Origin of the sequence: Brevibacillus sp. NPDC058079, assembly GCF_042885155.1 — a bacterium.
In the GTDB taxonomy this organism is placed as follows: Bacteria; Bacillota; Bacilli; order Brevibacillales; family Brevibacillaceae; genus Brevibacillus.
Window position 1 is genome coordinate 1,291,719 of record NZ_JBHVSO010000001.1, and the last position, 26,891, is coordinate 1,318,609.

A 26,891-nucleotide genomic window follows, 5' to 3' on the forward strand; every position below is an offset into this window, starting at 1 on the left:
GAAACCATTTTTAAACGGTTTGTGAATTTCCCCATTTCACATCTCGCTGTTGGTATACACGCTCTGTCAGTGACACCCACACAACTCGTCGATCTGATTGGTCTCGGAACCTGCGTACCAGGTTTTCCTGCTCCAACCGGTTAATGAGACCGGAAGTTGTGCTGTATGAAAGACCGACAGTCTTACTTATGTCCCCCATTGTTTTTGGCCCGTTTCCAAGCTGCTCCAGAATCAAGACCTGTTGCCAGGTTACATCGCTTGTATCCAGCTCTTGCTCAGAAATCGTGGTAAACAAAACACTGGCTTCTTGCAGGAGTTTTGCCAACTGAATCAGTTCTTTCATGAGAACCTCCCTTGCCATCCTTACTTAACCACTTCACACCTATAACTAATCGTTTATTTCCCAAAAATAATTCTACTGAAATGTATATGTAGTGAAGTCTACCCAGGGGTAGATTTCTGACAGGGATTTATCTATCTGGAGATAGACGACAACGCATGCTAGAATGAAGTTAAGTGATTATTCGGCAGAGAAAGAAGGACTTCTCATTGTTGAAGATAATGATGAAAGCCATACAAAAACGTTTACTGATCATGTGGTTTTCCATCTTAATTGTATTAGCTTTGCTTCCTGATTCCTTTAAACGGGAAACTCCGTTGCAATTTTCCCTTACCATTGTACTATTTATTTGTTACCTTGTGGTATTTTGGACTTCCAAGAAAAAATGGAAACCTTTCCGATTCGAGTTTGTGACAGTCGTGCTTGGAATTGTCTCGTTACTAAAGTCGCTCATCTTGGGTGGAGAGGGCTTCGGCTTGATGCTCCCACTCGCTGTTTTTATCGGTTTTCACATTCATGGACGCCGTGCGTTGGCTTATGCTACTTTTTTTGGTACGTGCAGTACGCTTTTTTTATATTTTGAAGAAAACCTGAAATTCACGCACATCATCTCTTATATTCTTACGTATGTGGGATGCTATATCGGCGCACGTGGCTATCGGATTCAAACAGAAGCATACGAAACCAACCAACAGCACCTGGAGCAGCTGCAAAAAGCACATACAGAGTTGCAAGAGGCGCACTTACAACTTCAAGAAGCAGCACTTCATTCCCTTCAAGTAGCGGTTTTAGAGGAACGAACGCGAATTGCCCGTGATATTCACGATGCATTGGGCCATAGTTTGACTTCACTCATTGTCCAGCTACATGCCTTGAAGTATATGTTGCAGGATGGACCTGACAACGCACAAGAAGCCGTGCGTAACATGCTCGGTGTTGCCAAGCAAAGTCTGGAGGATATCCGCACGTCTGTCCATACATTGGCCCTAGATAAAACCTCCTTGGGACTTACGCCTCTGCGAGCTCTCTTGTCGCAGGCTCAAAAGCATACAGGAATAAAAATGGAGCTGATATGCTCCGATCTGGATATTCCGCTCTCTCAAGAAATGACGATAACGTTTTATCGTATTTTGCAAGAAGCGATCACCAATTCCCTACGTCATTCTGACGCAAAAGAAATTCTCGTCATCATTGAACAAAAGAAGGACATCCTTTTGTTGTCCATTCGAGACGATGGAAGCATCACGAGCGACCAAAAAATCAAACCTGGCTTTGGCCTAACTGGCATATCTGAACGAATTCAGTTATTGAACGGAACTCTCGCCTATCGCATTCGAGAGCCCCACGGATTCCAACTCGATTTCAGCTTTCCGATTGGCCAGACTGAACCTGAAAGGAGCATGCGAACATGACCGGTAAACAAAAAGAAGGAGCCATTCGCGTGGTCCTAGTAGATGACCAAACCATGATTCGCCAAGGTTTGGGTTATGTCATTCAAATGCAATCCGATATGGAAGTAATTGGAGAAGCTTCCGATGGCGTGGAAGCAGTTGAACTAATTGGCGCCCTCGCACCTGATGTCGTTTTGATGGATGTTCAGATGCCCAACAAGTCTGGTATTGAGGCCACAAGAGAAATCATGCTGCAGCATCCTCGCACGAAGGTATTGATTCTTACCACCTTTGACAATCACAATTATGTGGTGGAAGGGATACGTGCTGGAGCCGTCGGCTATATGCTAAAGGATGCCGACTCTCAGGAAATGCTTGATCTCATTCGCAGAGCCCACCAGGGAGAAGCCCTCTTCCACACCGTGACAGCTGCAAAAGCACTTGCCGAAGCACTCCAAGGTCAACGTGAGACACCTGATTCGACTACCTCTTCTCAATCAGTCTTGCTAGATGAACTGACGGATCGAGAGTTGGATGTCCTTCAACAGATCGCAGATGGCTATCGAAATGATCAGATTGCGCAAAACTTGTTTATATCAGAAGGCACTGTAAAAACACATGTGCATCGAATTTTGCAAAAGATGGGTGTCGAGGATCGTACCCAGGCAGTGGCAAAAGCACTGCGGCACAAAATCGTGAAATAAATCAGACATCTTCAGGCAGGAGGACTAAGTGGGATCAAGTTTCCATCCTCCTGCTTTATGCTGATGGAAAACCCTTGTACCAGCTGTGCGCTGGACATCGCTTCAAATACGGCAGCAGCCGCTTTCTTCGTATCGATCACTCGACAAATCACTGCCAACGTCCTCTCGCTGTCTTCCCCACCGTCGCTGTGGCCATTCCCTGTCTTTCCCAAGCATTCGTCCAACAGCTGTTCGATCAAATAGCGCATCTCAATCTCTGACTCACACAATTGGGGAAAGCGAACGATCATCGGGTGGAAATCGTTCTCTTTCATGACCTGATATCCTTGTTCTTTCATCTCTTCTGCCCATCTCTGCAAAACTTCGTCTGGCCTTCCCTCGATCTGCTCCGCTACTACAGCAAAATAGTCGCCAATTTCCCCTACCTTTCCGTAATGAACGGTGTAAAGATGCTCCGTTTCCTCATACCAAACCTCCCAGTAGCTCCACCTCGTTTCGTTTTTTTTCAGCATCCGAATCACCGTTGTTCAACTCCGTTCAAATTGTAACCGTTTTGTAAATTATTCCACTGATCGACAGGCCTTGACAACAGCTTACAAAAAGATTGATTCGAAAGACTTGCAACTTTTTCACGAATAGGACCATCCGCTCATTCGAACGTAAAAAAAGACGGATATTCGATCCGCCTACAGTCACAATCCTTTTTTATTTTTTTAGGAAATTGAAAGAGGTAAACGAATCTCAAAACGGGCTCCTTTCAGTTTCGGAGAGTTTTCCGCATAGAGTTCGCCACCGTGATCCGCGATGATGCGTTGTGTCGTAGACAAGCCTAACCCCGTTCCCTCTTGTTTAGTCGTATAAAAAGGAACGAATAAATTTTGCAGGCAAGAATCTGATAGACCAGGTCCGTTGTCTTCCACAACAATGATTACTTGATTGAGAGATGAGTACACTTTCACTTGAACGAGGTTGCCTTGGGTCAACAAAGCTTCAAGCGCATTTTTCAGGATATTCAAAATGGCTTGCTTGATTCGCGAACGATGACCAAACACATGCCACTCGCCTTGTGCAATGTCCAGCTCTAGCTTGATCCCTCTTCGATTCGCTTCTGGCTCCAGTAAACGAATGACTCCATGTAACTCGTCCATCACTAAGAAACGTTCCGATACGATTTTATCATCCCTGTACCGGGCCAAAACAAGGACATCGTTCAATAGCCCATCAATGCGTTCAATTTCCGTTAAGATGACAGAAAAATAAGATTCACTACGATTTGCTTCCCCTTGCTCCCGCAACAACTGAATGAAGCCCTTGATGGCTGTCAGTGGATTCCGAATCTCATGCGCCATCCCAGCAGCCAACTGCCCAACTGCTGCCAGCGCTTCTCGCTTGCTCAATTCTTCTTCGTACTTTTTGCTTTCCGTAACATTCCGAAGAACGGCGATCGCTCCCCACATCTCTCCACCGTAATAAATGGGGCTCGTACTCACTGTCGTCCATTTGCCTCTGTATTCCGCAACATAATGGCCGGACTGCCCACGTTCAATTACCCACTGCACAAAGCGCTCACTAATATGAGGACGAAGGGCATGATCAATGTTTTTACCAATGAGTTGATTCCGATCTACGCCAAATAAATGACAGACAGCGTAATTCGCTTCAATGACTCTTAACTGGCGGTCGATCATCAAGACGGCAATATCACTGGATTGCAGAACCAATTGAACAAGCTCCTGCTCAGCGAGCATTGTCACATCTTCTCCTTTGGCCGAACTTGTTGGAGAAGCTGGTGTTTTTTCAACCGGAAATTGATGCGAATTTTTGTTGAAGACATCGTCCATTTGATGCAAAATGTAGTCCATCGATTGATAGAGACGAATCTGTCCTTGCAAAAGCTCTACTCGCTCCATTTCCGTTGTGGCAAGAGAAAATGTGTTGTTATTCATTTCTTCAATAATAACGTCTCGACACTTGCGCAAAAATTGCTGCAAATACGTAAGATTCATTCCGACTAACGAAAATTTATACGCAATTTCGCTCAATTCTCGCTCGAATGCATACGTGTCGATTACGTTTACTACTTCAATCCATTTTGTGATTTGCTGAACAAACAAAGCCTCTGTATTTTCGCGGTCTTCTAGAAGCAAAGCAGAGTAATGATGATCTGAAAGAAAGGAAAACGTCTTGGCCACCGCCGCAGGGACCAAATGAGTAAGATACTTACTTATTCGATTTTTCAAAACACTCTGGCTCCTTTTCTCCGTGCTTCATTGAGGCTATTTTTCCAAGTATGTATAGGCTCTATTATGGACGTAAATGAGACAAGATGTAAAGCGGCATGATGATATCCTGGTGCAGAGAATGACACCATCCAATCAGGTTCTCTTCTTATCCTTACAGACAAACAATCTCGGCTAGCATCCTATCATCGCGCGTTATCTATTGCCTTTTTCGGACATCTTCACCTCCTGATCATGTTTGACTGAAAACGCTTTCCCAACATTTTCTATCATATCACGATCGAGTATAAAATGGTAAAGTATGTTTATTATTCAATCATCCAAAAAGCATTTGCCCCCGCAGAGACAAATGCTTTCGCTTTATGAATGGGATTTGACAGCGTAATTGCGCAAATCCGATTTTACCGGGCTATCGGGGTTGGTTCCTGTATGCGCGCGCTTGAAAGCATCGCTTTCTGTCCAATTTTTAAACGATTCCTCATCTGTCCATTTCGTAAAAACGATGTATTCGTCACCTTCCGTTGGTGCCAGGAAAAGGAACTCCAAAAAACCCGGAACCTCCTTCATCCGTTCTCCCCCATTACCAAATGCGCGTTCCAAATGGGATTGATAGTCTGCTGGTACAGTCAGTCTGTTCATGGATACATACATGATGGTCACACATCCTTTTCATTGGGTTCATCTACCAACTTCCATTATACTACTACTTTGGTGAAAAACCTAAAAACCGCAAACGCTATTCGCGCCTGCGGTTGATTTGTTGCTCGAGCATGATATCCATTAAGAGTGTATCCTGCAACGGATCTTTCGGGTCTACCGTCAACAGGGCAGCGACAGCGGCCATCGCACATCGAACGGATTGGTAGGAATAAAAGGCATCCCGCTCCGATTCGCTGAACAAAGATATATCCGATCGCTCTTGGGTCGGGTATGGGAAGTCAGTCTCGACACCAGCACGATCCAGAACAATGAGTGCCTGTTTAATCGCAATCAATGCCCCACTGACACTAATGCCGTATTCTTGGCGTAAATCCTCCCACACCTGAAAAGCTGATTTTTCTACCCTTTCCTGATTGGGGCGCGTAATGATTCCTGTTTTACGCCCTTCTTTCAATAACCAATCCACAAAAATATCATTGCGTGGAGGAAAAGCGTATACTTGCAGCTTCATTTCCAATTCTGTCGGGTTATCCTTGGCAAAACGCGCGTGAGCCAATGACATTTCGTAACGCCGTGATGGATGCCCAGGAACAGTGACAAATACCGTATCTTGTCGCACAGCTGCGATCTGCAGCTTGGTTCGTGCGGGTATCCTGCCTTGAGGTGCCTTTTCCCTGCGAATATTACCAGGAATCAATTCTACTCCGAATTGATGGTACTCCAGTGGTGAATCTATCCAAGGGATGGGCTCTCTCGACTGTACTTCGTATAGCCCGTTAAACGTCACCCATTCGCCCGGGCGGCGTTGGCTGCGAACCAAAACAGCATGAACTTCCTTTTCTGGTGGCAATTCCGTATCTTGATCCTCCGGTGGGGGATGCATTCGCTTGTGTTCGATAAGAATGCAGTCGGTCATGAACAATCGCTCGAGCAATTCCCGTTTGCTCACCCATTCATATCCGATACGGTAAATCCGATTTTTCATCGGCTTCACCTCCTTTTGATCGCCAATATTGCATCATCCTGGTTTGTTTCTATTACCCTACCATATGTAATCGTCGCTTTGTCCGTGCTAACGAGATCGTACAATCCGCTGTAACGCTTGCGCTGCTTCTTCTGGTGATTCGGCATGACTGATCGCACTGATAATCGCGACTCCATCGGCACCGGCAGCAAGTACTTCAGAAACATTTTCCAGGGTAATGCCACCAATTCCGACGATAGGCAAGTCATTACCGACTGCCTGACGGATCTCCTCTAGCCCCACTGGTCCGATAGGCTCGCCAGCATCTGCCTTAGAACGGGTAGCGAACATCGCTCCTACGCCAATACAATCAACACCGCCACTTTGGGCAGCGAGCGCCTCTTCGACCGTACCTGCCGAAACACCGATGTACATCTCGGAGCCAACTTTGGCTCGTACTTCCGACAACGCCATGTCATCTTGCCCGACATGGACGCCATCTGCCTGCAAGCGAATCGCCAGATCCACATCGTCATTCACAAAAAATACGGCATCATGTTCACGACATAGCTGTTGCAGCTGTCTGCCCAGCTCATATTGTTCCTCAGCAGTCAGCTTGCTTCCTTTATCACGTAGCTGAAGCGTGCCCACTCCTCCGCGCAATGCTGCTTTCACGATTTGCACGGTCTTTTCGCTGGAATAGCTGCAATCCTGCGTTCCAATGACAAAGTATACACCCATCTTTTCCCGAAGTCTTTGTATATCTCGCATGCTTTATTTCCCCTCCCAACGATCCAATGCCTCTCGATAAGCGCTGGCTGCTGACTTGGCATCAGTTGCATCGGTGATCCCCGATAAGACAGCAATGCCCGCACACCCTGCTTCCAAAACTTGCATAGTCCGATCCGGTGTGACTCCGCCGAGTCCGATGATCGGCACATGCCATCTGGCGGTCATTTGCGCAAGTTCAATAGTTCCTCTTGGCGCAAGACCCGGCTTCGAACCACTCGCAAAAATATGCCCGTAGAGCAAATAATCGACTTTTGCCGCAATGGCTTGCTGTGCTTCCTCCACGGAATGGACGGAACGCCCAATTTTTTGACCAGTTTTCAGTACCATTCTCGCTTCCACAGGAGACAGACTATGGTATGCCAGGTGAGTACCGGCACAGCCCGACGCAGCAGCCACGTCCACCCGATCATTCACGATCAAGGACGAAAGGGGGATGACATTCGCCACTGCCTTTACCCAGTCCATGCATTCCTTTGCGGTACGCTGTTTTTCACGTATGTGTAAAAAGTTCATACCACCCGCATAAGCAGCTTCTGCCATTCGCAATACCTCATCAAGCGAATGCCGACCACTCGTAATCACATGCAGCTCACGAATGCTTGACATCAGGTTGGACACCGCCTCCAGTGAGTGCTGTCACACATTCCTGCAGCCATTGTGTCGTTCGGTCTTCTTTGTCCGTCGGCGATTGAGCCAAAAGTTCAATCACGAGCCGTCGCAAGAAAAATGCTTGTTGCACGGTAAGTGGAAAGGTAATGTTTTTCGGCTTGGTTTCCTGTTTCTCCAACGTCTCCACGCCAGCCAACAAAATATCACCGATGGACTCCACAAGTTCGCGAACCTGCTCATTTTGCTTCAATTCGTCATAGCAGCCATCATATAGTCTGCACAAAAGTAAAAACGCCTGTGACGACAAGGTCACCGGCTGTACATTCTGCATCGGTTCCGTCATACGTTTCCCTCCACTCGCTAGAAAAAAACAAAATCTATTATATCACATCATGACCTGTATCAATAAAACAACATCTATCGATGCCTTCTCATGGAGGAGCGACCGCGTTTTTAGCAGAAAGTTGTTATCCGCTCCAGAATTCATAAGCTTTTGAATTCCTCCACGATGAAGAAAACCGCTGATTGCTCAGCGGTCTTTTGCAGTTCCTTCATTTCGATCATTATGGTTCGATTGTCGCAAATTTGTGTTGCGATCTTTTTCATCCAGCGTTTTGCCACGGTTTTTTCCGAGGTCCTTACTGTTGTTGTTCTTTCCCAATTGATTCACCTCCTAAGTCGTTCATAGGATAGCGTAACCAATTCGGGTAACTTTATTAGCTGGTTGCCAGTCGTCTATTGCGTTTATAGATCGCGTAGCCAAAGGCGAACGGTACACGCCACCCGAGCAAAAACGCCAACGTAATGAAATAAGTCACACCTGCAAAAATAAGCGTAATCGGTACACCTGTCCACCAGGAGCGGATCAGTAAGCCCATTGGTGCAGCTACTGTCCAAGTAATCAGTGACGATAATAATTGTCGGCCCGCAGATTCATACGTTCGCTGTCCGTAGCTCTTGAAAAGCAGAATCGCGATGATCCATCCCACCAGGAAAGGGGCTAATGTTTCGATAATCCCCATGACCGTGACAGGGTAGTTATGAATGATTTTTCCGTAATAAACAAAAAGCACAAAGGCGATCAGATCCCCGAGCAACAATAAATAGCCCGGTGTCGACAAACGCAGTCTCATGTATACCCTCTTTTCCGGGTCTTGTCAGAGTAAACCCTCTTGGTTCACCCCTATTGTACAACTGCTCTGAACGCCCTTCAATCAATCCAAGCCTTTATTCACCAAACAGCAACAATTGCAGCTTTTGCTTGGCTTCTGGCCATTCACGGTCGAGTATGCTGAAGTATACCGAGTCGCGAATGTATCCATCTGACATCACCATATGATTGCGCAGGACACCTTCTCGAATGCCACCGATTCGGGCAATGGCACGTTGCGAATTCAAATTGCGCGAATCTGTCTTGAGCTGTACACGTATACAACCCAGTTGTTCGAAGCAGTGGCGCAGAAGAAGCCATTTACATTCTGTATTGACGCCTGTTTTCCAGACGGATGGGGTCAGCCATGTAAAACCGATTTCCAATCCGCGATCCTTTTTCGCTATCCCTAAAAATCTCGTGCTCCCAATGATCTGCTCATCTGCTAGGCGAATGATGACGAATGGCAATTCTGTTTGGGCTTGTTCATTTTTCAAAGCCTGCAGGATAAAAGCCTGAGCATCTTCTCTCGTTCGAATGGTAACGGACATATGCGGCCAAATCTCTTCGTATGCGCCTGCTTCCCAGATTCCGTCCACATGGGCCATTCTGAGCGGCTCCAATCGGACCAGCTTGCCTTCCAAGATTACAGGTTCAATGATTAACATGTCTGTCTCTCCTCTACTGTTCTGCTTCATCCATCAAGCAGAACAGTTTCCCGAAATTTTTCCAATGATACGGGCTCGCGAGGACACTGTCAAGACAAATAATAGGGTGTTACGCTTCTTCACTGATAATGACTTGCTTCCCTCTGCGCTTTAAGAAGATAGGGATCAGCAACCACAGAAGCGCACAAACCAGAAAAGCAGCGGAAAGCGGCTTTGTGAAGAAGATCGAGAAGTCGCCATTCGAGGTGGTCAACGCTCTTCTCATGTTGTTTTCAATCATCGGTCCCAAAACAAGGCCGAGGACGAGCGGTGCCAGTGGAAAATCGTTTTTCGTCAGGTAATAGCCAGCTACCCCACAAATCACAAGCAAAATCAAGTCAAACGTACTGATTTGCACAGCGTACACACCGAAAACAGATATCGCGATAATGAGCGGAATCAGGAAATGGGACGGTGTTTCGATGATTTTGGCAAACACTTTCACCAACGGCATATTCAAAATCAGCAGCATGACATTTCCGATAAACATACTCGCAATCAAGCCCCAGGCAATCTGCGGGTGATCAGTGAACAATAGTGGTCCCGGTTGTACGTTATACATCAATAATGCACCCATCAAAATCGCAGTGGTACCGGACCCTGGAATCCCCAACGTCAGTAGTGGAATCATCGCACCGCCAGAAGCAGCATTGTTTGCAGACTCTGGTGCTGCTACACCTGCAATCGCTCCTTTTCCAAAGCGGCTAGGATCTTTGCTCAGCTTTTTCTCAAAAATATACGAGAAGAAGGATGCGAGAGTCGCACCAGCGCCTGGCAAAACACCAATGAAAAAACCGAGCAAGGAGCCGCGTGTAATCGGTCCGGCACTTTCTTTTAAGTCTTGCTTAGAAGGAAGTACCCGCCCCACTTTAATAATTTCCTTTGTGGATTCATCGTCCTCGATGATCGTCTTGAACACTTCTCCAAGGGCAAACAAACCAACTGCTATCGTGAGGAACTCCAAACCTTGGTACAAATCGGGAATATCGTAGGTAAACCGCGCCACACCCGAAACGGTATCCATCCCAATTGTCGCAAGCAAGAGTCCCATGACTGTCATAATGAGGGCTTTGGTCATCGACTTCCCCCCTAGTCCGCTAACCGCACACAAGCCGAGAAGCATGAGGGAGAAATATTCAGCAGGGCCGAATTTCAAAGCGAGATCGGATAATGGCTCAGCCAAAAACACAAGAGCAATCAACGCCACGAGCCCCGCGACAAAAGAACCGATCGCTGCAATCGACAAGGCCGCGCCAGCACGTCCCTGTTTGGCCATCTGATAGCCGTCCAATGTCGTAACGACAGAGGAGGATTCACCCGGCGTATTTAACAAAATGGATGTTGTGGAACCACCGTACATCGCGCCATAGTAAACGCCTGCCAACAAAATCAGTGCGCTAGCCGCCGCACTTTCAGGAGGTAAGCCAGAGGTCAAGGAAGCCGTAACAGGCATCAATAACGCGACTCCGCTCATTGGACCAATGCCGGGAAGGACCCCTACCGCAGTACCGATCAGGACGCCAATAAAGGCAAAGACAAGATTATGCCACTGTAAGGCAACGAGAAAACCATCCGCCAAAAATTGCAATGCACTCATGCTAATCTATCCCCTCCCTAGACGCCTAGCCAGGCAGGTAGTCCTGGAAGCGTACCTTTTAGCAAATGCACATAGATGACATACACTCCTACTGAAAACAGTAAGGAAACGATTCCCGATTTAAGTACGCTTTTACTTCCCATCATGGTGAAGGCGTACAGAAGGAAAGCGAAGCTCGAGATAACATAACCGAGTTTCTCCAACAACAAAACATATAAGACCGTCGCTGCCAAAATGAATAAAAATCGCTTGTATCGGTGTGGACTCTGTGACGCGGATGAGGAAGCAGCCACGCCTTTCTTGTAGGTCTCCCACAACAGTCGCAAGCTCAACAAGATCAGGATGACGCCAAGCCCAAATGGAAACATATTCGGCCCGACTTGACTTCCGTAAGCACTAGACGAAATATTTTGACTTTCAGCGATAAAGAGTGCACCTACTAGCGCAAAAAACAGGCTGCCGATACGATCAAACATCAGGTTCATGTATACCTCCTTAGGTGTGGAAAAAGGAGGGGATGCCCCTCCTCTCCCTACTTCGACATACCAAGTGATGTCAACAGTTCTTTGACCTGCTTATCTTGTTCGTCCAGGAATGCGGAGAAAGCAGCAGCGTCCTTGTACTCGCTTTCCCAACCGTTTGCAGCCAATTCCTTTGTCCATGTCTCATGCGCGGAAAGTTCTTTCAGCTTTACATCCCAGTAAGCTTTTGCGTCTGCTGGCATATCAGCCGGACCGAAGACACCGCGCCAAATCGTGAATGTCGCATCAATGCCTTGCTCTTTTAACGTCGGGATATCTTTCAAGGCGCCCCCGAGACGTTCATCAGAAGTAACGCCCAGTACGCGGATTTTACCTGCTTTCAGATATTCACCCACGCTGGAAGCATCCGTTGCAATGATATCCGCATTGCCTCCCAACAAAGCAGCCATTGCTTCTCCGCCGCCATCATAAGAGACGTATTTTACGCTTTTCGGATCAATTCCATATTTGGCTGCTGGCATTACACCGATCAGATGATCCATCGATCCTGGAGCAGAGCCCCCTGCCAGTGTAATTTTGCTTGGATCAGCCTTGATCGCATCCAGCACGCTCTTGATGTCCTTATGCGGTGAATCCGCTTTTACAACGAGGGTGCCGAAATCTTTCGTCATTTGCGCCAATGGTGTGACATCTTTGTACCCAAATGGGCTGTTCCCCTCTTTTTTGTTATTGTTAATCAAGATAGGAGGAGAGCTCACGAATAATTTATAAGGATTGCCTTTGTCTTTGCTTACATACTCAGCCAAGAACACGGTTCCCCCACCACCCGGTTTGTTTTCTACCGTGATGGTTTCCGTAACCAGCTTGCTTTCTGCCAACACCTTTGCTACCGAGCGAGCTGTCTTATCCCAGCCCCCACCTGCACCGGATGGAGCTACATACACGATCGGCTTTTCTGGGTATTTGGATGCCTCTGCGGCAGGCTGCGCCGCTGGAGCTAGTTGTGTTCCTTTACTTGCTGTTCCCGTATTTCCAGTACCTCCACCACAAGCAGCCAATGCTAGTGTAAGAAAAGTGGACACTGTGATTAGCACTTTTTTTCTTTTCATCAAGTAAATATCCCCCTTAACCCGCTTATTTGTAAGCGCTGTCACGCTTGAACATAATGTACCACTGTGGAAGCGAGGGGAATAGTTTTCGTGCATAAGGTCTATTTTGATAATTAATCACTTTTTGTTCATATTGTTCATGGAACATTATGGAAGATAGCGATATTTTCTTTCTGGTCTGCCCACTGTGCCATAAATCAAGTCAGCACGTGCCTTTTTTTCCAGGACCAAGTATTCTAAATATCGTCTTGCCGTTGTTCGACTGGTTCCAATCTCGCGGCCAATTTCCTCCGCCGAGACCCCTTTATCTCCCGTCTGTCTGATCGCTTCGATCACTTTTTCCAAAGTTAAGTGGTCAATTCCTTTAGGTACGAGCACATCTCGATTTTTCGGGGCGACCAGCCTTCTGGCCAGCATTTGGTCAATGACCTCCTGGTCCACCTCGACAGCTTCTCTCGTCCGAATAACATGCTCCCGATAGCTTTCCAACCGTTCACGAAAACGCTCGAAAACCAGCGGCTTAACGATGTAATCGAATACTCCCCCGCGTAGCGCTTCCTGTACCATTTCCATTTCCTTGGCTGCGGTGATCATGATCACGTCTACTTCGCGGTAGTGTTGCCGAATAAACCAGACCAGCTCCGTTCCCAGCATGTCAGGCAGGTATACGTCCAACAAAACGAGCTGTGGGCGCGTACAAGACAGCAATTCTTTTGCATCCGCCCCATTCGTTGCTGTAGCAATTACTTCAAAACCTTCAATCTTGCTGACAAATCGCTTGTTGATATCGATAATCCGCATATCGTCCTCTACGATGAGAACTTCCAGCTTCCTCAAGACGCCACCTCCATTCTTTTGCGTAGGGATACTGTGAAAAGTGCACCTCCTAGCTCGCTTTTGCCAACGAGAATATAGCCGTCCAATTCGTTAATGATTCCATGGGCCTTAGCCAGACCAATTCCACGATCTTCGCCTTTTTTCGTTGAGAAGCCGTGCTCGAATATTTTTTCTCGCAACTCTTCCACAACTCCCGGACCCGAGTCCTCGATTTCGAACATGATCTCATCGCCCGTGTCAGACAAATAACACTCCACTCGTTTGTGCTCGACGTTTGGCTCATTGACAGCTTCCATCGCATTTTGGATCAGTGTCCCCAATAAAACCACGATCTGCTGTCGGTTGATCGTCGGTGGGAGCTCCTTCAAGTGACTGTCGTGATGGATGACGAATTGAATTTTCAACTCCTTGGCTCGGTTGTGCATGCCTAACAGCAAAGCCCCTATTAACGGATCGGGAATTTGTTTCGCCAAAAACAAAATCATCTCTTGCTGTGCGGACGTTTCACTCGTAATCAGCTCGACTGCTTCTTGAATCGAGCCAAGCTGCAACAAACCAGAAATGGTATACAACAAATTGTGAAATTCATGTGTTTGGGCGCGAAGTACATCTGCATAGCGCCTCGCTTGGGACAACTCAGAAGCTAGCTGGTCAATTTCCGATTTGGGACGAAAGCTGCTGACTACTCCTACGATCTTCCCTCCGAACTTGATCGGAAGTCGATTCACAATGATTTCTTTTCCGCTCATGATGGACTCGCGATCTAATTGATGCTCGCCTGATTCCAGAACTTCTGGCATACGACTGTCTGGTAGCACTTCCACTATTTCTTTGCGATGAAACTCTTCTTCCGGTAAGTTCAAAATACGAATAGCAGCCTTGTTCATCATCGTGATGCGTTTATTACGGTCAATCGCCACGATTCCTTCGCGGACTGACTCCAGTACAGCATTTCTCTCTACGTACAAGGATGCGATCTCTTCCGGCTCCAATCCCAAAATTAAGCGCTTTAAATAGCGACTGAGTGCAATGGCACCAGCAACACCACACAACAAGGCGAGAAGAGTCAGGATCAGTATGCGATCTTGGTAGAGATCAATAGCCTCCTCGATATCTTCCAGCAGGAACCCAACGGAAACGATTCCGATGATGTCCCCTTTGTCATTTTTGATCGGTACCTTCCCTCGCAATGATGGTCCCAAGCTGCCGACCGCCTTCGATATGTAAGATTGGCCTTGCGAGAGTCCGGGCTCGTTATCTCCTCCCACCATTTCCTTTCCAATCCGATCCGGAATTGGATGCGCATACCGAATTCCCTCATGGTTTCCCACGACCACAAACTCTGCTCCGGTTTGCATCCGGACGTTTTCAGCGATGGGTTGAATGAGCGCAGGAGGGTAATCGCTTGAAAAAGCACTACGCAGCTCAGGATCGCTGGCAACAATTTTCGCCACACTCAATGCTTTTTTGCCCACCTGCTCTTCAATCGAAGACGCAACAATGGAAGAAAACACCGCCCCAACTGACGAAACAATCAGAATAATGACAATAGTAATCAATAAGATCATTCTGGTTTGCAAAGACATTTGGATTTTTCTTGTCGTCACAGCTGGCTCCCCCCTTGCTTCATCTTACCATCCCAAATAGGTAAAAAGGTAGAATCATTCCCATTGTCAATGGCGAAGCTGGTCGTTGCAGGCTGTCTTTTTACGACGAAAAATCAGGTATCAGGCCTTCTTTCCCCCAATATAATGTTACAACTTGTATTCAAGACAAACTAGGGCGCTTGTCCGAATACGAGACATCTTGAAAAGCAAAGGAGGGAAAGAAATGAAGACGCAAACGGTATCAGATGGAATTGTTACCCTGACAAAAGAAGGCGAAGAGTCAATCAAGAACAGTCCGCTTTATAATGAAGGTCTTCGACCGACGAGGACAGCAGAGCACAGCTGGACTTCCTACAACTTCGCCAGCTTGTGGATCGGTATGTCGATCTGTTTGCCGACGTATGCAATGGCGGCAGGGTTAATTTCCTTGGGTATGAACTGGTGGCAGGCCATTTTGACGATCATTCTCGGTAACTGTATTGTCCTTATTCCCATTCTTCTCAACTCTCATGCCGGGACGAAATTTGGCATTCCGTATCCAGTTTTTGCGCGCCTCTGGTTCGGCTCCAAAGGAGCGCACATCCCCGCTGTCGCACGCGGTTTGATTGGTGCTGGCTGGTTTGGCATCAACTGTTGGTTCGGAGGTGCTGCCATCGATACACTCCTCATGTCGATGACAGGCTGGGCGAATGTTCCCGGACATCTCTGGATATCCTTCTTTGGCTTTTGGCTGTTAAACGTATGGGTCGCCTATCGCGGTCCCGAAGCGATCAAAAAAATGGAAGCTTGGGCTGCTCCCGTCCTCATCATCATGAGTTTGGCTCTCCTCGTCTGGGCGCTTACGAAAGCAGGCGGATGGGGACCGATGCTCTCGGCGCCTTCGAAATTCACTACCAATGCAGAATTCTTGAAGGTGTTCTTCCCAGCCTTGACGGGAGCAATTGCTTTTTGGGCAACGATGGCCCTTAACATTCCGGATTTCTGTCGGTATGCCAAAAGTCAAAAAGCCCAAATCATCGGACAATCCTCTTCGTTACCGACCACGATGGGTTTCTTCTCGTTCATCGGAGTTGCTGTCGCTTCTGCTACCGTTGTTATTTACGGAGAAGCGTTGTGGGACCCTGCTGCCGTGTTGGCTAAATTCTCGCCTTTCGCCATTTTCCTCGGAACGATTGGAATTATTCTTGCCACATTAACGACCAACGTAGCGGCCAATATCGTTGCTCCCGCCCGGGCAGTGGAGAATCTGGCCCCTCGCCGTCTCTCGTATGAAGCCGGTGCCATCATCGCCGGGGTCGTGTCGCTCTTGATGCAGCCTTGGTACATTTTAGAGAACTTCGGCAATTACATCTTTTTATGGCTCGGAACGTACGGAGCCTTGTTAGGCCCGATCGACGGAATAGCCATTGCCGACTATTGGCTTGTGCGCAAGCGGCGCATTCATGTAACAGAGTTGTACAAAACAAACGGGATCTACAACTACAAAACGGGCTTTAATGGCAGAGCCATCTGGGCGATGCTCATCGGGATTGCGATTCCTTTTATAAGTAAATACATTCCAGGCTTAACCATTATTTGGGACAATGCTTGGACTATCGGACTACTGATTTCACTCGTGATTTACACGTGGATGATGAAAAATGATTCTTCGATCTTGAGTGCCAGCGATTACGAAAAAATCACAGCAACCAACAAACAAACGATTGCTTCCTAATAGCAAGTAACCCAAAAAGACTGGCTGCCCCATTGGGTTTGCCAGTCTTTCTTTTGCTCACTTACTCTACCATTTGAATTGACTGATGGACTCTTGCAGCTCTTGAGAGAGCTCATTCAGATTCGCGCTGGAACGGGCGATTTCTTGCATGCTGGCAAGCTGTTCTCCTGCCCCCGCCGATACGCCTTGGGTATGTACGGCTGCTTCCTGTGAGAGACGATTCATTTCATCCATAGCAGTTGCGACTTGCTGTATGCTTGCCGACATTTGCTCGGTAGCTGCGGACACGTCCTGAATTTGACCCGCAACCTCCTGAGAAGACGCTACGATACGTTGGAAGGTGACACCCGCTTCTTGAACGACTTCTGCACCCTTTTTCGCCTCTTGGGTTCCATCCTTCATGACATGCACGACCTGCGTGGTTTCTTGCTGGATTTCTCCAATCAGTCTCGCAATCTCGCGCGCAGATTCCTCTGACTGTTCTGCGAGTTTTCGAACCTCATCTGCCACGACAGCAAATCCCCTGCCATGTTCTCCTGCACGCGCCGCCTCAATCGCCGCGTTGAGCGCCAGCAGATTCGTTTGAGAAGCAATCCCAGTAATCACATCAACTATTTGGCCAATAGCTTCTGACCGCTCCCCAAGCAATTGCACGAGATCCGCTGCGTGATTCACCGAGTTGAAGATCGTATTCATCTGATCAACGGCTTGCTGAATATGAATGCTTCCTTGCTCCGCATCCTCTGCTGCCTGTGCCGATGATTCAGAAACGGCTCCAGAAGTATCGGCAATCCGCTGGATGGCAATCGACATTTCTTCCATGACACGTACACTTTCTTGCGTACGTTGCGTCTGTACTTCAGAGGCAGAGGCAATTTGCTGCACACTGCTGATCGATTGTTCTGTTGCATAGGCGGACTGTTCCGCACTCGCTGACAATTCCTCAGAAGAAGCAGCGACTTGCTCACCCGCTACTTTTACTTGTTCAATCAATGAACGGAAATTCGTTACCAATTCATTGAACGCAGTTCCAAGTGTACCTACCTCGTCTCGAGTCACATAGGTAACAGGGGCAACTGCCATGTTTCCGTTCGCTAATTGCTGCATACGGCTCGAAACAATACGCAGTGGGTCCGTGATCATCCGAGAGATAATGAACCCCAGTACACTGCCTAGTACAATCGACAGTATGCCAACCACAATCAGGAATGTAATTGCTTCCTGTGTTTCGTCTTGGTTTTCCTTCTGCATGGCGACTGCCTGCTCTGACTTGTAATTCGCCCATTCAAGTTGTTCCTGATTAATCCAATTCAGCGTCTTATCCGTTGCACGATAAAATGAATAGGCTTGATCCGCTTTCCCCTCGCGGATCATTTTAATGACCTCGCCCTGGTCTTTGCGATACTGCTCGATGAGCTCCTTTAGCATGGTCACTCTTTCTTGTTCTTGCGCATCCAGCTTAGAGTTCTGAAGGTATTGGAACGTTTGATTTGCTGTTTCCATTCGTAAATCCAATTCAGTCTTGTATTCGGAAAAGACTGCAGGAGATGGATCGAGAATCATTTTATAGACCAATCCGTCAATCGCGCGGATTTCTTGTCTCCAGTCGTTAATCCACTTAACGGGAAGAAGCTGCTCTTCATACATGGCCTGAATGCGTTCACCTTGGACTTGCACATGAAAATATCCGGTGAATCCGACAGCACATAAAAAGACGGCCATCATCACAATCAAGCTAAACAGTTTGGCTCGGGTGCTGAGATTACGTAATAGACTCATCGTTGCGGCAATCCTTCCTGTGTCAAATAGGTAAGCTAGAAAAAGCGCGAATATTGTCTAATCTTACCAAAGTTTGTCGAATAAGTCGATAGTCGTAGTCGCTTACTCACACATCGAGCACAGATAGAATCGCAATCTCTTCAATTTGAACGTCAGGCTCATAGCAGATATAATACGTTAGCTCTGGGCTGATCCGATACCGAATTCCCCGGTATCCACAGGCAATCAAATACGCACGCACCTTATCCCCTGTCCATTCCAGCCACTCTTCATAGCCCATTCCATTCTGTCTCTGTTCGAGTTCCTCTTCTGAATAATCAGCACGTAATGCATCGATGCGCAGTTCATTTTCCCCATAGCGCTCGTCCAAACAAACGAGACCCTGCAAATGTAGCTGCTGGCTCAACACAACTGCCTTCTCCCCATTGGTCTCTGCATGACAAATCGCATACTGTGCGGCGATTTCCGGATTGCTCACCAAGTAAACACCAGCGCCAAACACTGCCTTTGCACTCGCACCGTTTGTAAAATGACGCCGTTCTGCCCTCTCATACTTTTGTGTTTTCACGACGCGAAGTCCCTCACCGTATTCGACCCCTCGATATACAATCTGCCTCATCCCTGAACGCTCCTTTTGACTCTGATGGAATCCTTCCAATGATGTGAAAAGGAGGAAGGCGCGTATCCGGCACCTCCCTCACTCTTGTATTAAGGTAATAGCTTTACCATATCTTCGTAGGTCTCCGGTCTGCGATCCCGGTAAAATTGCCACGTATCCCGCACCTCATGAATTTTGTTACGGTCCATTTCAGCGAGAATGACCTCGTCCTGATCCCGACTCCCGATGGCTACAAATTGCCCACGCGGGTCGACCAAGTACGATTGTCCGTAAAACTCTCCCATGTTCCACGGTGCTTCTGTCCCTACCCGATTGATCGCTGCCACATAATAACCGTTGGCTACGGCATGAGCAGGCTGCTCGAGCTTCCATAAGTATTCAGACAAGCCGGCGACCGTCGCTGACGGATTGAATACGATCTCCGCCCCATTCAAGCCCAGCAGTCGTGCGCCTTCTGGAAAATGGCGGTCATAGCATATATAGACCCCGACCTTGGCAAAAGCAGTTTCAAAAACGGGATAACCAAGATTGCCAGGCTTAAAGTAATATTTCTCCCAGAATCCGCACCCGCTGCTGCCCACTCCGACATGCGGAATATGCTGCTTACGATATTTGCCCAAATACGTGCCATCCGCATCAATCACAGCGGCCGTATTGTAATACGTACCGATCCCTACGCGCTCGTATACAGGTAAAATGAGTACGGTTCCTAATTCGCGGGCAAGGGAAGAGAAAAGTTGCACGGTTGGTCCGTTTGGGACTTCTTCCGCTGATTCATACCATTTCGGTTGCTGCTCGGCACAAAAATACGGGCCATAGAAGATTTCCTGAAGACAGATGATTTGTGCCCCCTTGGCTGCCGCCTCCCGCACCATCTTCTCATGCTTCTCAATGGCTTTTTCTTTGTGCAAATGAACCGGTTCGTCTCCGTGGACATCGTTTTTCGCCTGAATCAAGCCGATGCGAATGATATCTGCCATAATCGCCCTCCTCGTCTTTTTACGCTGTCCCTTCTTACGGTCTTGCAAAGGTCGATCGTTTTACAAAGCGTCCAGCACCGGCTTGACCGACGAATTGCTGATCGCGGATGACAAATGAGCCGCGCGAAAGCACCGAGATGATATCGCCGTTCACTACCATCCCTTCAAATGGATTGTAGTCGACATTCATATGGTGAGTTTCAACGGAGATCGTTCGCTTCACCGTTGGATCAAACAATACGATATCCGCGTCCGAGCCTACCGCAATCGTTCCTTTTTGCGGGAACATCCCGAACAGTTTGGCTGCTTTTGTAGAGGTCATATCAACGAACTGATTGAGGCTGATCTTGTCCTTTACTACCCCTTCTGAGAAGAGGAGGCGCATCCGGTCCTCAATGATCGGTCCACCATTCGGGATTTTCGTGAAATCTCCTAGCCCCAGCTCTTTTTGACCGGAAAAATTAAAGGAACAGTGATCGGAGCCAACCGTTTGCAAAATGCCATTTTTCAATGCGCTCCACAGAACGTCCTGATTCCACTTTTCCCGAAGTGGTGGCGACCAGACGTACTTCGCTCCTTCAAAGCCCGGCTTCTGTAGATCCGTAATATCGAGCACCAAATATTGCGGGCATGTCTCCCCGTACACATTCCATCCTTTTTCGCGAGCCTCTGCGATCCGGCGCACAGCCTCAGCACACGATACATGCACGACATACAGCTGGGCTTCTGCCAGTGCAGTCAGTGCAATCGCACGTCCCGTTGCTTCTCCTTCTGCTTCAGGTGGGCGGGTGTAAGCGTGGTACACCGGGTCTGTCTGCCCTTTTGCAATGGCCTGCTTGATCAAATAGTCTAGAACGTCTCCATTCTCTGCATGGACCTGTACCAAGGCACCTAGTTCCTTAGCCCGGACTAACGTTTTAAATAGCGTCTCATCATCGGCCATCAGCACATTTTTGTAGGCCATGAATACTTTGAGCGAAGTAATTCCTTCATTTCGTACGACTGCTCCTAATTCCTCGAGCACTTGATCGTTCGCATCTGAAACCATCAGGTGGAAGCCGTAGTCGATGACCGCTTTTCCCCTTGCTTTTTCGTGCCAGGTCGAAATGGATGAATGCAATGGCTCCCCTTTATTCGTCAGGCAAAAATCGATGATGCTCGTCGTCCCTCCAAATGCTGCTGCCTTCGTTCCTGTATAAAAGTTATCGGAAGTAACCGTTCCGCCAAAAGGCATATCGAGATGGGTATGTGGGTCAATCCCACCCGGGAAAACATAGTATCCGGTAGCATCGATGACTTCGGCATCTTTCCCATTCAGATTAGAGCCGATTGCGACTACCTTATCCCCCTCGATCAAGATGTCCGCTTGATACGTGTCTGACGCTGTCACGATTGTGCCATTTCGAATCCATTTTTTCATCCGATGATCATCTCCCCTTCAACCCGTCACTGAGTAGACATGCCTTCCCTTGTACACGCTATGCATCCCACGCCGAAAACATGACTGCTTTACAGCTCGCAGCTACCACCCGCAGCCAAAGCAGCCTGCCGCTGATTCCAGCTGAGAGGGGCTTTGTCGCTCGGGATCTCGACCATCTCAATCGTTCCTTCCACCGGACAAACGATGGAGCACAAATTACAGCCTACACAATCTTCTTCTCGTACAACCAAGCGCTCTTTGCCTGTCGCTTCATCAGGAACAATGTCAATGCATTGATGTGAGGTGTCCTCACAAGCGATATGACACTTGTTGCAGTTAATACAGGTCTCTTCATGGATGCGCGCCACGACCTTGTAATTCAGATTCAGATGGCCCCAATCTGAGTACGTATGCACAGCTTTTCCGACAATATCCATTACGGACGCAATACCACGCTGATCCAGGTAATTGTTAAGTCCATCAATCATGTCTTCCACGATTCGGAATCCATGATGCATGGCAGCTGTACATACTTGAACACCCGTTGCTCCCATCAGCAAAAATTCAACGGTATCGCGCCAATCAGAGATTCCCCCAATGCCAGAGATCGGGATACCAACCTTGGGATCTCGTGCACATTCTGCGACCATGTTCAGGGCGATTGGTTTGACTGCTGGTCCACAATAGCCGCCGTGCGCCCCTTTTCCATCTACATGTGGGATCGGCAGCCATTTATCGAGATCAACCCCCATCAAGCTGTTAATGGTGTTGATCATGCTAATGGCATCGGCTCCACCCTGGCTCGCGGCCCGTGCAGTAAAGCGAATGTCCGTAATGTTTGGGGTGAGCTTGACGATGACAGGAGTATGTGCGACTTCTTTTACCCATTCGACCTGCTGCCGGATTAAATCCGGATGCTGACCGACCGCAGAGCCCATCCCGCGTTCTGCCATGCCGTGCGGACAGCCAAAATTCAGTTCCAGACCGTCTACACCGATTGCCTCCACCTTTTTGACAATCTCGTGCCATGCTTCCTGTTTATGTTCAACCATTAGCGACGCAATCAACGTGTGCTTCGGAAAACGGCGCTTCGTTTCATCCATTTCCTTCAAATTGACCTCAAGCGGTTTGTCCGTAATCAGTTCAATGTTGTTGAAACCAAAGACGCGCTGTCCCCCGAAGTTCAGACCGGCAAAGCGAGAGGTGACATTGATGATCGGCTCTCCGAGTGTCTTCCAGACCGCGCCACCCCAGCCTGCTTCAAAGGCACGCTGTACTTGGTAGCCTGAATTGGTCGGCGGCGCAGAGGCCAACCAAAATGGATTCGGGGATTGGATTCCCGCCAGATTAATGCTGAGATCTGCCATGATAGGTCTCCTCCTTTATACTGACTGTTTTTGATCACGGAGCGATTGGTGAATGGCATAAGCCGCTCGTTTCCCGTGATTGGCTGCATCGACTACCATCGCATCAGTCTTGCCTCCACCAAAAATGACATCGCCCGCCGCGTAAACTTTGCCGTGGGAGGTTCGATAGGTGCCTTCCTCGACCTCGACAATCCCATTACGATGTTGGAGCCCAAGTGATTCAACCAAAGAGATATGTCTGTTTTGTCCGATCGCTTTGACGACATAATCTACTTCGATGACAAAATGACTGCCCGGAATTTCTACTGGCCGCCTTCTACCTTTCTCATCCGGCTCACCTAGCTCCATACGCACCAGTTCCAAGCCCTTCACGCGGCCGTTTTCCTCCAATACACGAGTTGGGGCAACGAGCCAGCGGAATTCTACGCCATCCTGCTTGGCGAATTCGTACTCAAACTGATAACAGGACATCTCTTGAACCGTCCGCCGATACAGAATCTGGACATTGTCTGCACCCAGCCGTTTCGAACAGGTGGCAGCGTCAATCGCCGTATTCCCCGCACCGATGATCACGACTTTTTTGCCGAGCATTTCGTCTGATAGTGGCTTGGTCTTGGTCTCCTCCACGAGTGCAAGCGCATCGAGGACACCTTCTAGTTCTTCTCCCTGGATATGCAGCTGAGGGACATTGCCCATACCGGCTGCCAACAGGATGGAATCATACTGGTCCAATAGCTCTTCTGGCGCTACATCCACGCCGATTCGCGTATTGGTACGTATCTCTACCCCCAGTGCCTCTACTTGCTCTACTTCCCATAGCGAAATTTCCTGTGGTAGACGGAACGACACGATGCCGTACGTGTTCAATCCTCCTGCCTTTTCTTTCGCTTCAAATACCGTAACCGCGTAGCCGAGACGCGCAAGCTCACGTGCTGCTGATAATCCTGCCGGGCCCGCTCCGACGACGGCTACCCGTTTTCCATTTGCTTCGCCTTTTGAAAAAAGCGTTGCTTGATTTTGGATTGCCCAGTCTGTCGCGTGACGCTGGAGAAGGCCGATCATGATGGGCTTGGAAGCTGAATTGAGTACACAAGCACCCTCACACAGCTCCTCGGTTGGACATACGCGCGCACAGCTCGCCCCGACGGGATTCGATTCCATAATAGTCCGGGCTGATCCGAACAAATTCCCGGTCGCAATTTTTTTGATGAAGGAAGGGATATCAATCGACGTGGGACAAGCCTTAATACAAGGTGCGTCGTAGCAATACAAGCAGCGATTCGCCTCATGGATGGCTTCCATCGGTTTTAGGGCAGGCACGACTTCCGCGAAGTTTTTCACGAGTTCATTCGGTATGCTCATCTGTCCACAACCTCCTCACCAGATCTAAACATGCTTGCTATTAATCAATGTGCGAAATCGCTTTTTTATGATTGTTACATTTCGTATTTGCCTAGCAACGAAACGAAATCAATCTGCTTGGATTGACATGAATGATTTCATGATCGAATAGGATAAAAACAAACAAGGAAGAAAGGGCCGTCCCGTATGAAGGATTACGACCTGGAGATCAAGGTAGTGAAACAAAAAATCGCGGATGCACATGCGCTTCTCACCCAATTGGAAACCGAGCGAAAAAACTACCTGACACAACTCGAAAGACGCAAAGAGTTTCTCTCTTCACGCGAAATACTCGACATCATGGAGACAAAAGTTGGCCGTGTCGGCAGTATGGCTACCGTCAAACGCTGGGCAGATCAAGGCTATTTAGGGAATTGTATTGACGAACGGGAGACCTTCCCCCTTTTGGTCAATAAACAAGGAAACAAACGATTTCTTTTCCCTCGAGAATCCGTGCTCACTTATCTATATAAAAAAGGGTATCTTCGCCCGAGCTACGAGGTTTTGGACCGTGTCCAGCTCACAAGAGAGAACATATGCTGTTGGGGAATTATCACCTCCGTCGAGCGAAGCGATCAGCACTTCACCTACCAAGTCCAATTGGAAAAAACGGGAGAAGTATTGTTGTCGATATCAGAAGAAGAACTGCTTATCCCGTAAGGAGGCGCTATGGAACTGGCCGTAATCACGCTGGAAAATACAGTTGCCAATCAAGAAAGATCGCGACAAATCCGCGACTTGCATAAAAAAAGGGGCCAGACCCTCGCCATCCGATTTAGCGAGGAGCTGACCCATATTATTTTAGAAGCACCATGCTTGTATATCCCCGACCAGGAATGGTTGGGCGAAGCTGTTGTCATCGAAGGAATCGTAAAAAAATCAGCGGAGTACTACGAGCTGCACCCGCGAACCAAAGGGAAGACTGTCAATCTTCACCTTGATTCAGAATTGGTTGCTGAGCTGGAGCTCATTCGCTCTCTTGTCAGCAGCAAAACACAGCAGGAAGTCCTTCGTGAGTTGTTCGTTCGAGGCATGCGCTCGTACTTGGCCGAGAAGGAAGCAGCCAGTTCGCCCATCAGCGCCAAAAAAGAACGATAATCCCTGCTCTCTACCAGGTAAACGTGATTTTGTCGCCCGTGATTTTATAGCGAACCGTGTAAGTCTGATTCTTCTCTTTCATGCTGACTTCAAACACAATTGCTTTTTTCGTTAGATCAGGCTTGACTGTATTGACATCCAACATTTCAAACGGCTCGTTTGCCTTTTTCTCTATCCCTGCAATTTCTATCTTTTCATGGGTAGTAACGTGATAAACTCCCACACCCATCATTGTCTGATACAAAATCCAGTTGTTGTCCAGCCATGTTACTTCATCGATAAAATAACCTGGAAACAGCTGGGCTTGCGGTGTGTAGTCTGGCTGATAGAAGCGAACATTCGCGGTATTGTACAAATTGTCTGAATCAATCACCGCGATTTTTTTCTTGTCTGGTGATGGGATTCCAGCTTTTTTCGCCAATTCGATTTTTTCTTTTTCGGTTTCGATTCTCAGTTTTTCGATCAAGAACAGGGAATCTTCTTTGGAAAAGACAATGTTTTTCACGTTTTTCAAATCAGCGAGCTTGTCTTTGCTCGCAAAATTACTGTAGATGGTTAGCGTTGCATCATCTGGCATACCATCGTAGGCGATGCCTCTGGATGGATACTCCCACGCATATGTACCGATTCCTCTGAGGTGGTACGAAAAATCTGGCTTACCCCATGCTCCAAAGATAGAAAAATCAGCATATTCTGCGGGTGCCCCTAATTTTTCACCATAGTTTTGCAAATTTTTAGCCATATCAACAAGTGCTTTAGTATCGGCGATCTGATCACGACGATAAATGGAAATGGCTTTTACTTTCTCCTGAGCAAACGTGAAAAACAAGTGATAGCCCTGTTCCGCATAGCCAATCAACTCAAGCTTTTCATCGGAAAAATGTGGTTTACCCAAGACTCGGACGATCTCGTCTTTTCTTTTGGAGGTCGTAATACCTTTTACAACTTCGCCTTTATAGGAAGGTTCAACGAGAACGGCAAACGCTTGCTTGTTTTCGTCCCACTTCATGCTGATTCCTTGTGGGTAATACACATAATCATCAAACTCTTTTCCGGATTTCCCCAGTAGCTTCGTAAGCGAATCTTGTTTCCACTGATGGGAAGTGAAGGTACTCACGAGCAGCCCTTTTGACAAATCTGCTGGTGCCTGCACGGAAGTTCCTGTACCGCTTTGCGGCGTCGTTGGCATTGTCGTTGATGCGCTTGCTGCGAATGCTGTCGAAGCGAACAAACAGCAGGACAACAGTAGCATTATCGCTTTCTTTTCCACTTCATTCCCTCCCAAACTATCAGCATAACTGTACAACCATCGCCATAAAACAAC

At 47.8% G+C, this 26,891-nt stretch carries 28 protein-coding genes; 5 read left to right on the forward strand and 23 right to left on the reverse strand.

Annotated elements, in window-relative coordinates:
• Positions 1–10: 10 nt before the first annotated feature.
• A complete protein-coding gene (locus ACFVS2_RS05845; RefSeq protein ID WP_007727206.1) occupies positions 11–343 on the reverse strand; it encodes a MarR family winged helix-turn-helix transcriptional regulator in 333 nt (110 codons plus the stop codon).
• 173 nt (positions 344–516) lie between these two features.
• Between ACFVS2_RS05845 and ACFVS2_RS05850 the strand changes: the two genes are divergently transcribed.
• Together ACFVS2_RS05850 and ACFVS2_RS05855 are read left to right on the forward strand one after the other, a co-directional pair.
• The gene (locus ACFVS2_RS05850; protein ID WP_390232095.1) at positions 517–1,752 is read left to right on the forward strand and encodes a sensor histidine kinase; all 1,236 of its coding nucleotides are present in this window, start codon (positions 517–519) and stop codon (positions 1,750–1,752) included.
• Positions 1,749–2,435: a response regulator gene (locus ACFVS2_RS05855; RefSeq protein ID WP_390232098.1), complete on the forward strand. Its 687-nt coding sequence runs from the start codon at positions 1,749–1,751 to the stop codon at positions 2,433–2,435. Before ACFVS2_RS05850 ends, ACFVS2_RS05855 begins: the two co-directional genes overlap by 4 nt.
• Before the next feature lie 11 nt (positions 2,436–2,446).
• On the opposite strand, the gene ACFVS2_RS05860 is transcribed toward ACFVS2_RS05855, so the two are convergent.
• The 15 genes from ACFVS2_RS05860 to ACFVS2_RS05930 all read right to left on the reverse strand — a co-directional run bounded on the left by ACFVS2_RS05860 (position 2,447) and on the right by ACFVS2_RS05930 (position 15,189).
• A complete protein-coding gene (locus ACFVS2_RS05860; RefSeq protein ID WP_390232101.1) occupies positions 2,447–2,956 on the reverse strand; it encodes a hypothetical protein in 510 nt (169 codons plus the stop codon).
• A gap of 192 nt (positions 2,957–3,148) precedes the next feature.
• Positions 3,149–4,675: a two-component system sensor histidine kinase NtrB gene (locus tag ACFVS2_RS05865; protein WP_390232104.1), complete on the reverse strand. Its 1,527-nt coding sequence runs from the start codon at positions 4,673–4,675 to the stop codon at positions 3,149–3,151.
• A 360-nt stretch (positions 4,676–5,035) separates the two neighbouring features.
• Entirely contained in the window at positions 5,036–5,326 is a 291-nt protein-coding gene (locus ACFVS2_RS05870) for an antibiotic biosynthesis monooxygenase family protein (protein WP_173619514.1), read from the reverse strand.
• Between the two features lie 85 nt (positions 5,327–5,411).
• A complete protein-coding gene (locus ACFVS2_RS05875) occupies positions 5,412–6,320 on the reverse strand; it encodes a hypothetical protein (RefSeq protein WP_173619515.1) in 909 nt (302 codons plus the stop codon).
• Between the two features lie 87 nt (positions 6,321–6,407).
• Positions 6,408–7,070: a thiamine phosphate synthase gene (gene thiE / locus ACFVS2_RS05880; RefSeq protein WP_390232109.1), complete on the reverse strand. Its 663-nt coding sequence runs from the start codon at positions 7,068–7,070 to the stop codon at positions 6,408–6,410.
• A gap of 3 nt (positions 7,071–7,073) precedes the next feature.
• Positions 7,074–7,697, reverse strand: coding sequence for a thiamine phosphate synthase (locus tag ACFVS2_RS05885; protein WP_390232112.1), 624 nt, complete (start codon positions 7,695–7,697; stop codon positions 7,074–7,076).
• A complete protein-coding gene (locus ACFVS2_RS05890) occupies positions 7,681–8,043 on the reverse strand; it encodes a hypothetical protein (RefSeq protein WP_173619518.1) in 363 nt (120 codons plus the stop codon). Before ACFVS2_RS05890 ends, ACFVS2_RS05885 begins: the two co-directional genes overlap by 17 nt.
• Positions 8,044–8,229: 186 nt before the next feature.
• On the reverse strand, positions 8,230–8,361 hold the full coding sequence (locus ACFVS2_RS05895; RefSeq protein WP_255344520.1) for a hypothetical protein: 132 nt from the start codon (positions 8,359–8,361) through the stop codon (positions 8,230–8,232).
• Positions 8,362–8,416: 55 nt separating this feature from the next.
• The gene (locus tag ACFVS2_RS05900) at positions 8,417–8,833 is read right to left on the reverse strand and encodes a DUF3054 domain-containing protein (protein ID WP_173619519.1); all 417 of its coding nucleotides are present in this window, start codon (positions 8,831–8,833) and stop codon (positions 8,417–8,419) included.
• A gap of 94 nt (positions 8,834–8,927) precedes the next feature.
• Entirely contained in the window at positions 8,928–9,518 is a 591-nt protein-coding gene (locus ACFVS2_RS05905) for a GNAT family N-acetyltransferase (RefSeq protein WP_390232117.1), read from the reverse strand.
• A 109-nt stretch (positions 9,519–9,627) separates the two neighbouring features.
• The gene (locus ACFVS2_RS05910; protein ID WP_173619521.1) at positions 9,628–11,154 is read right to left on the reverse strand and encodes a tripartite tricarboxylate transporter permease; all 1,527 of its coding nucleotides are present in this window, start codon (positions 11,152–11,154) and stop codon (positions 9,628–9,630) included.
• A 17-nt stretch (positions 11,155–11,171) separates the two neighbouring features.
• Positions 11,172–11,639: a tripartite tricarboxylate transporter TctB family protein gene (locus ACFVS2_RS05915; protein WP_390232121.1), complete on the reverse strand. Its 468-nt coding sequence runs from the start codon at positions 11,637–11,639 to the stop codon at positions 11,172–11,174.
• A gap of 47 nt (positions 11,640–11,686) precedes the next feature.
• On the reverse strand, positions 11,687–12,745 hold the full coding sequence (locus ACFVS2_RS05920; RefSeq protein ID WP_390232429.1) for a tripartite tricarboxylate transporter substrate binding protein: 1,059 nt from the start codon (positions 12,743–12,745) through the stop codon (positions 11,687–11,689).
• A 147-nt stretch (positions 12,746–12,892) separates the two neighbouring features.
• On the reverse strand, positions 12,893–13,546 hold the full coding sequence (locus ACFVS2_RS05925; RefSeq protein WP_370642738.1) for a response regulator: 654 nt from the start codon (positions 13,544–13,546) through the stop codon (positions 12,893–12,895).
• Positions 13,547–13,578: 32 nt separating this feature from the next.
• Complete coding sequence (locus ACFVS2_RS05930; protein ID WP_390232124.1) at positions 13,579–15,189, reverse strand: ATP-binding protein; 1,611 nt, start codon at positions 15,187–15,189, stop codon at positions 13,579–13,581.
• A gap of 223 nt (positions 15,190–15,412) precedes the next feature.
• Between ACFVS2_RS05930 and ACFVS2_RS05935 the strand changes: the two genes are divergently transcribed.
• A complete protein-coding gene (locus ACFVS2_RS05935; RefSeq protein WP_390232127.1) occupies positions 15,413–16,903 on the forward strand; it encodes an NCS1 family nucleobase:cation symporter-1 in 1,491 nt (496 codons plus the stop codon).
• A 66-nt stretch (positions 16,904–16,969) separates the two neighbouring features.
• Here the strand turns inward: ACFVS2_RS05935 and ACFVS2_RS05940 are convergent, their stop codons facing one another.
• The 6 genes from ACFVS2_RS05940 to ACFVS2_RS05965 form a co-directional block, all read right to left on the reverse strand.
• The gene (locus tag ACFVS2_RS05940) at positions 16,970–18,682 is read right to left on the reverse strand and encodes a methyl-accepting chemotaxis protein (RefSeq protein ID WP_390232130.1); all 1,713 of its coding nucleotides are present in this window, start codon (positions 18,680–18,682) and stop codon (positions 16,970–16,972) included.
• Between the two features lie 106 nt (positions 18,683–18,788).
• A complete protein-coding gene (locus ACFVS2_RS05945) occupies positions 18,789–19,301 on the reverse strand; it encodes a hypothetical protein (RefSeq protein WP_173619527.1) in 513 nt (170 codons plus the stop codon).
• 89 nt (positions 19,302–19,390) lie between these two features.
• Complete coding sequence (locus tag ACFVS2_RS05950; protein ID WP_390232133.1) at positions 19,391–20,281, reverse strand: nitrilase-related carbon-nitrogen hydrolase; 891 nt, start codon at positions 20,279–20,281, stop codon at positions 19,391–19,393.
• A gap of 34 nt (positions 20,282–20,315) precedes the next feature.
• A complete protein-coding gene (gene hydA, locus ACFVS2_RS05955; RefSeq protein WP_390232136.1) occupies positions 20,316–21,701 on the reverse strand; it encodes a dihydropyrimidinase in 1,386 nt (461 codons plus the stop codon).
• A gap of 89 nt (positions 21,702–21,790) precedes the next feature.
• Positions 21,791–23,068 carry an NAD-dependent dihydropyrimidine dehydrogenase subunit PreA gene (gene preA / locus ACFVS2_RS05960; protein ID WP_390232139.1) on the reverse strand — a complete coding sequence of 426 codons (1,278 nt, stop codon included), beginning with the start codon at positions 23,066–23,068 and terminating at the stop codon, positions 21,791–21,793.
• Positions 23,069–23,083: 15 nt separating this feature from the next.
• On the reverse strand, positions 23,084–24,430 hold the full coding sequence (locus tag ACFVS2_RS05965) for an NAD(P)-dependent oxidoreductase (protein ID WP_390232142.1): 1,347 nt from the start codon (positions 24,428–24,430) through the stop codon (positions 23,084–23,086).
• A gap of 186 nt (positions 24,431–24,616) precedes the next feature.
• Here ACFVS2_RS05965 and ACFVS2_RS05970 point away from each other — a divergent pair, with 186 nt between their 5' ends.
• Together ACFVS2_RS05970 and ACFVS2_RS05975 are read left to right on the forward strand one after the other, a co-directional pair.
• Positions 24,617–25,129 (forward strand): hypothetical protein, encoded by a 513-nt coding sequence (locus ACFVS2_RS05970; protein WP_390232145.1) that lies wholly within the window; start codon positions 24,617–24,619, stop codon positions 25,127–25,129.
• 9 nt (positions 25,130–25,138) lie between these two features.
• Positions 25,139–25,567 carry a hypothetical protein gene (locus tag ACFVS2_RS05975; protein WP_390232148.1) on the forward strand — a complete coding sequence of 143 codons (429 nt, stop codon included), beginning with the start codon at positions 25,139–25,141 and terminating at the stop codon, positions 25,565–25,567.
• A 10-nt stretch (positions 25,568–25,577) separates the two neighbouring features.
• On the opposite strand, the gene ACFVS2_RS05980 is transcribed toward ACFVS2_RS05975, so the two are convergent.
• Complete coding sequence (locus tag ACFVS2_RS05980; protein WP_390232151.1) at positions 25,578–26,837, reverse strand: hypothetical protein; 1,260 nt, start codon at positions 26,835–26,837, stop codon at positions 25,578–25,580.
• Between the last annotated feature and the right edge of the window lie 54 nt (positions 26,838–26,891).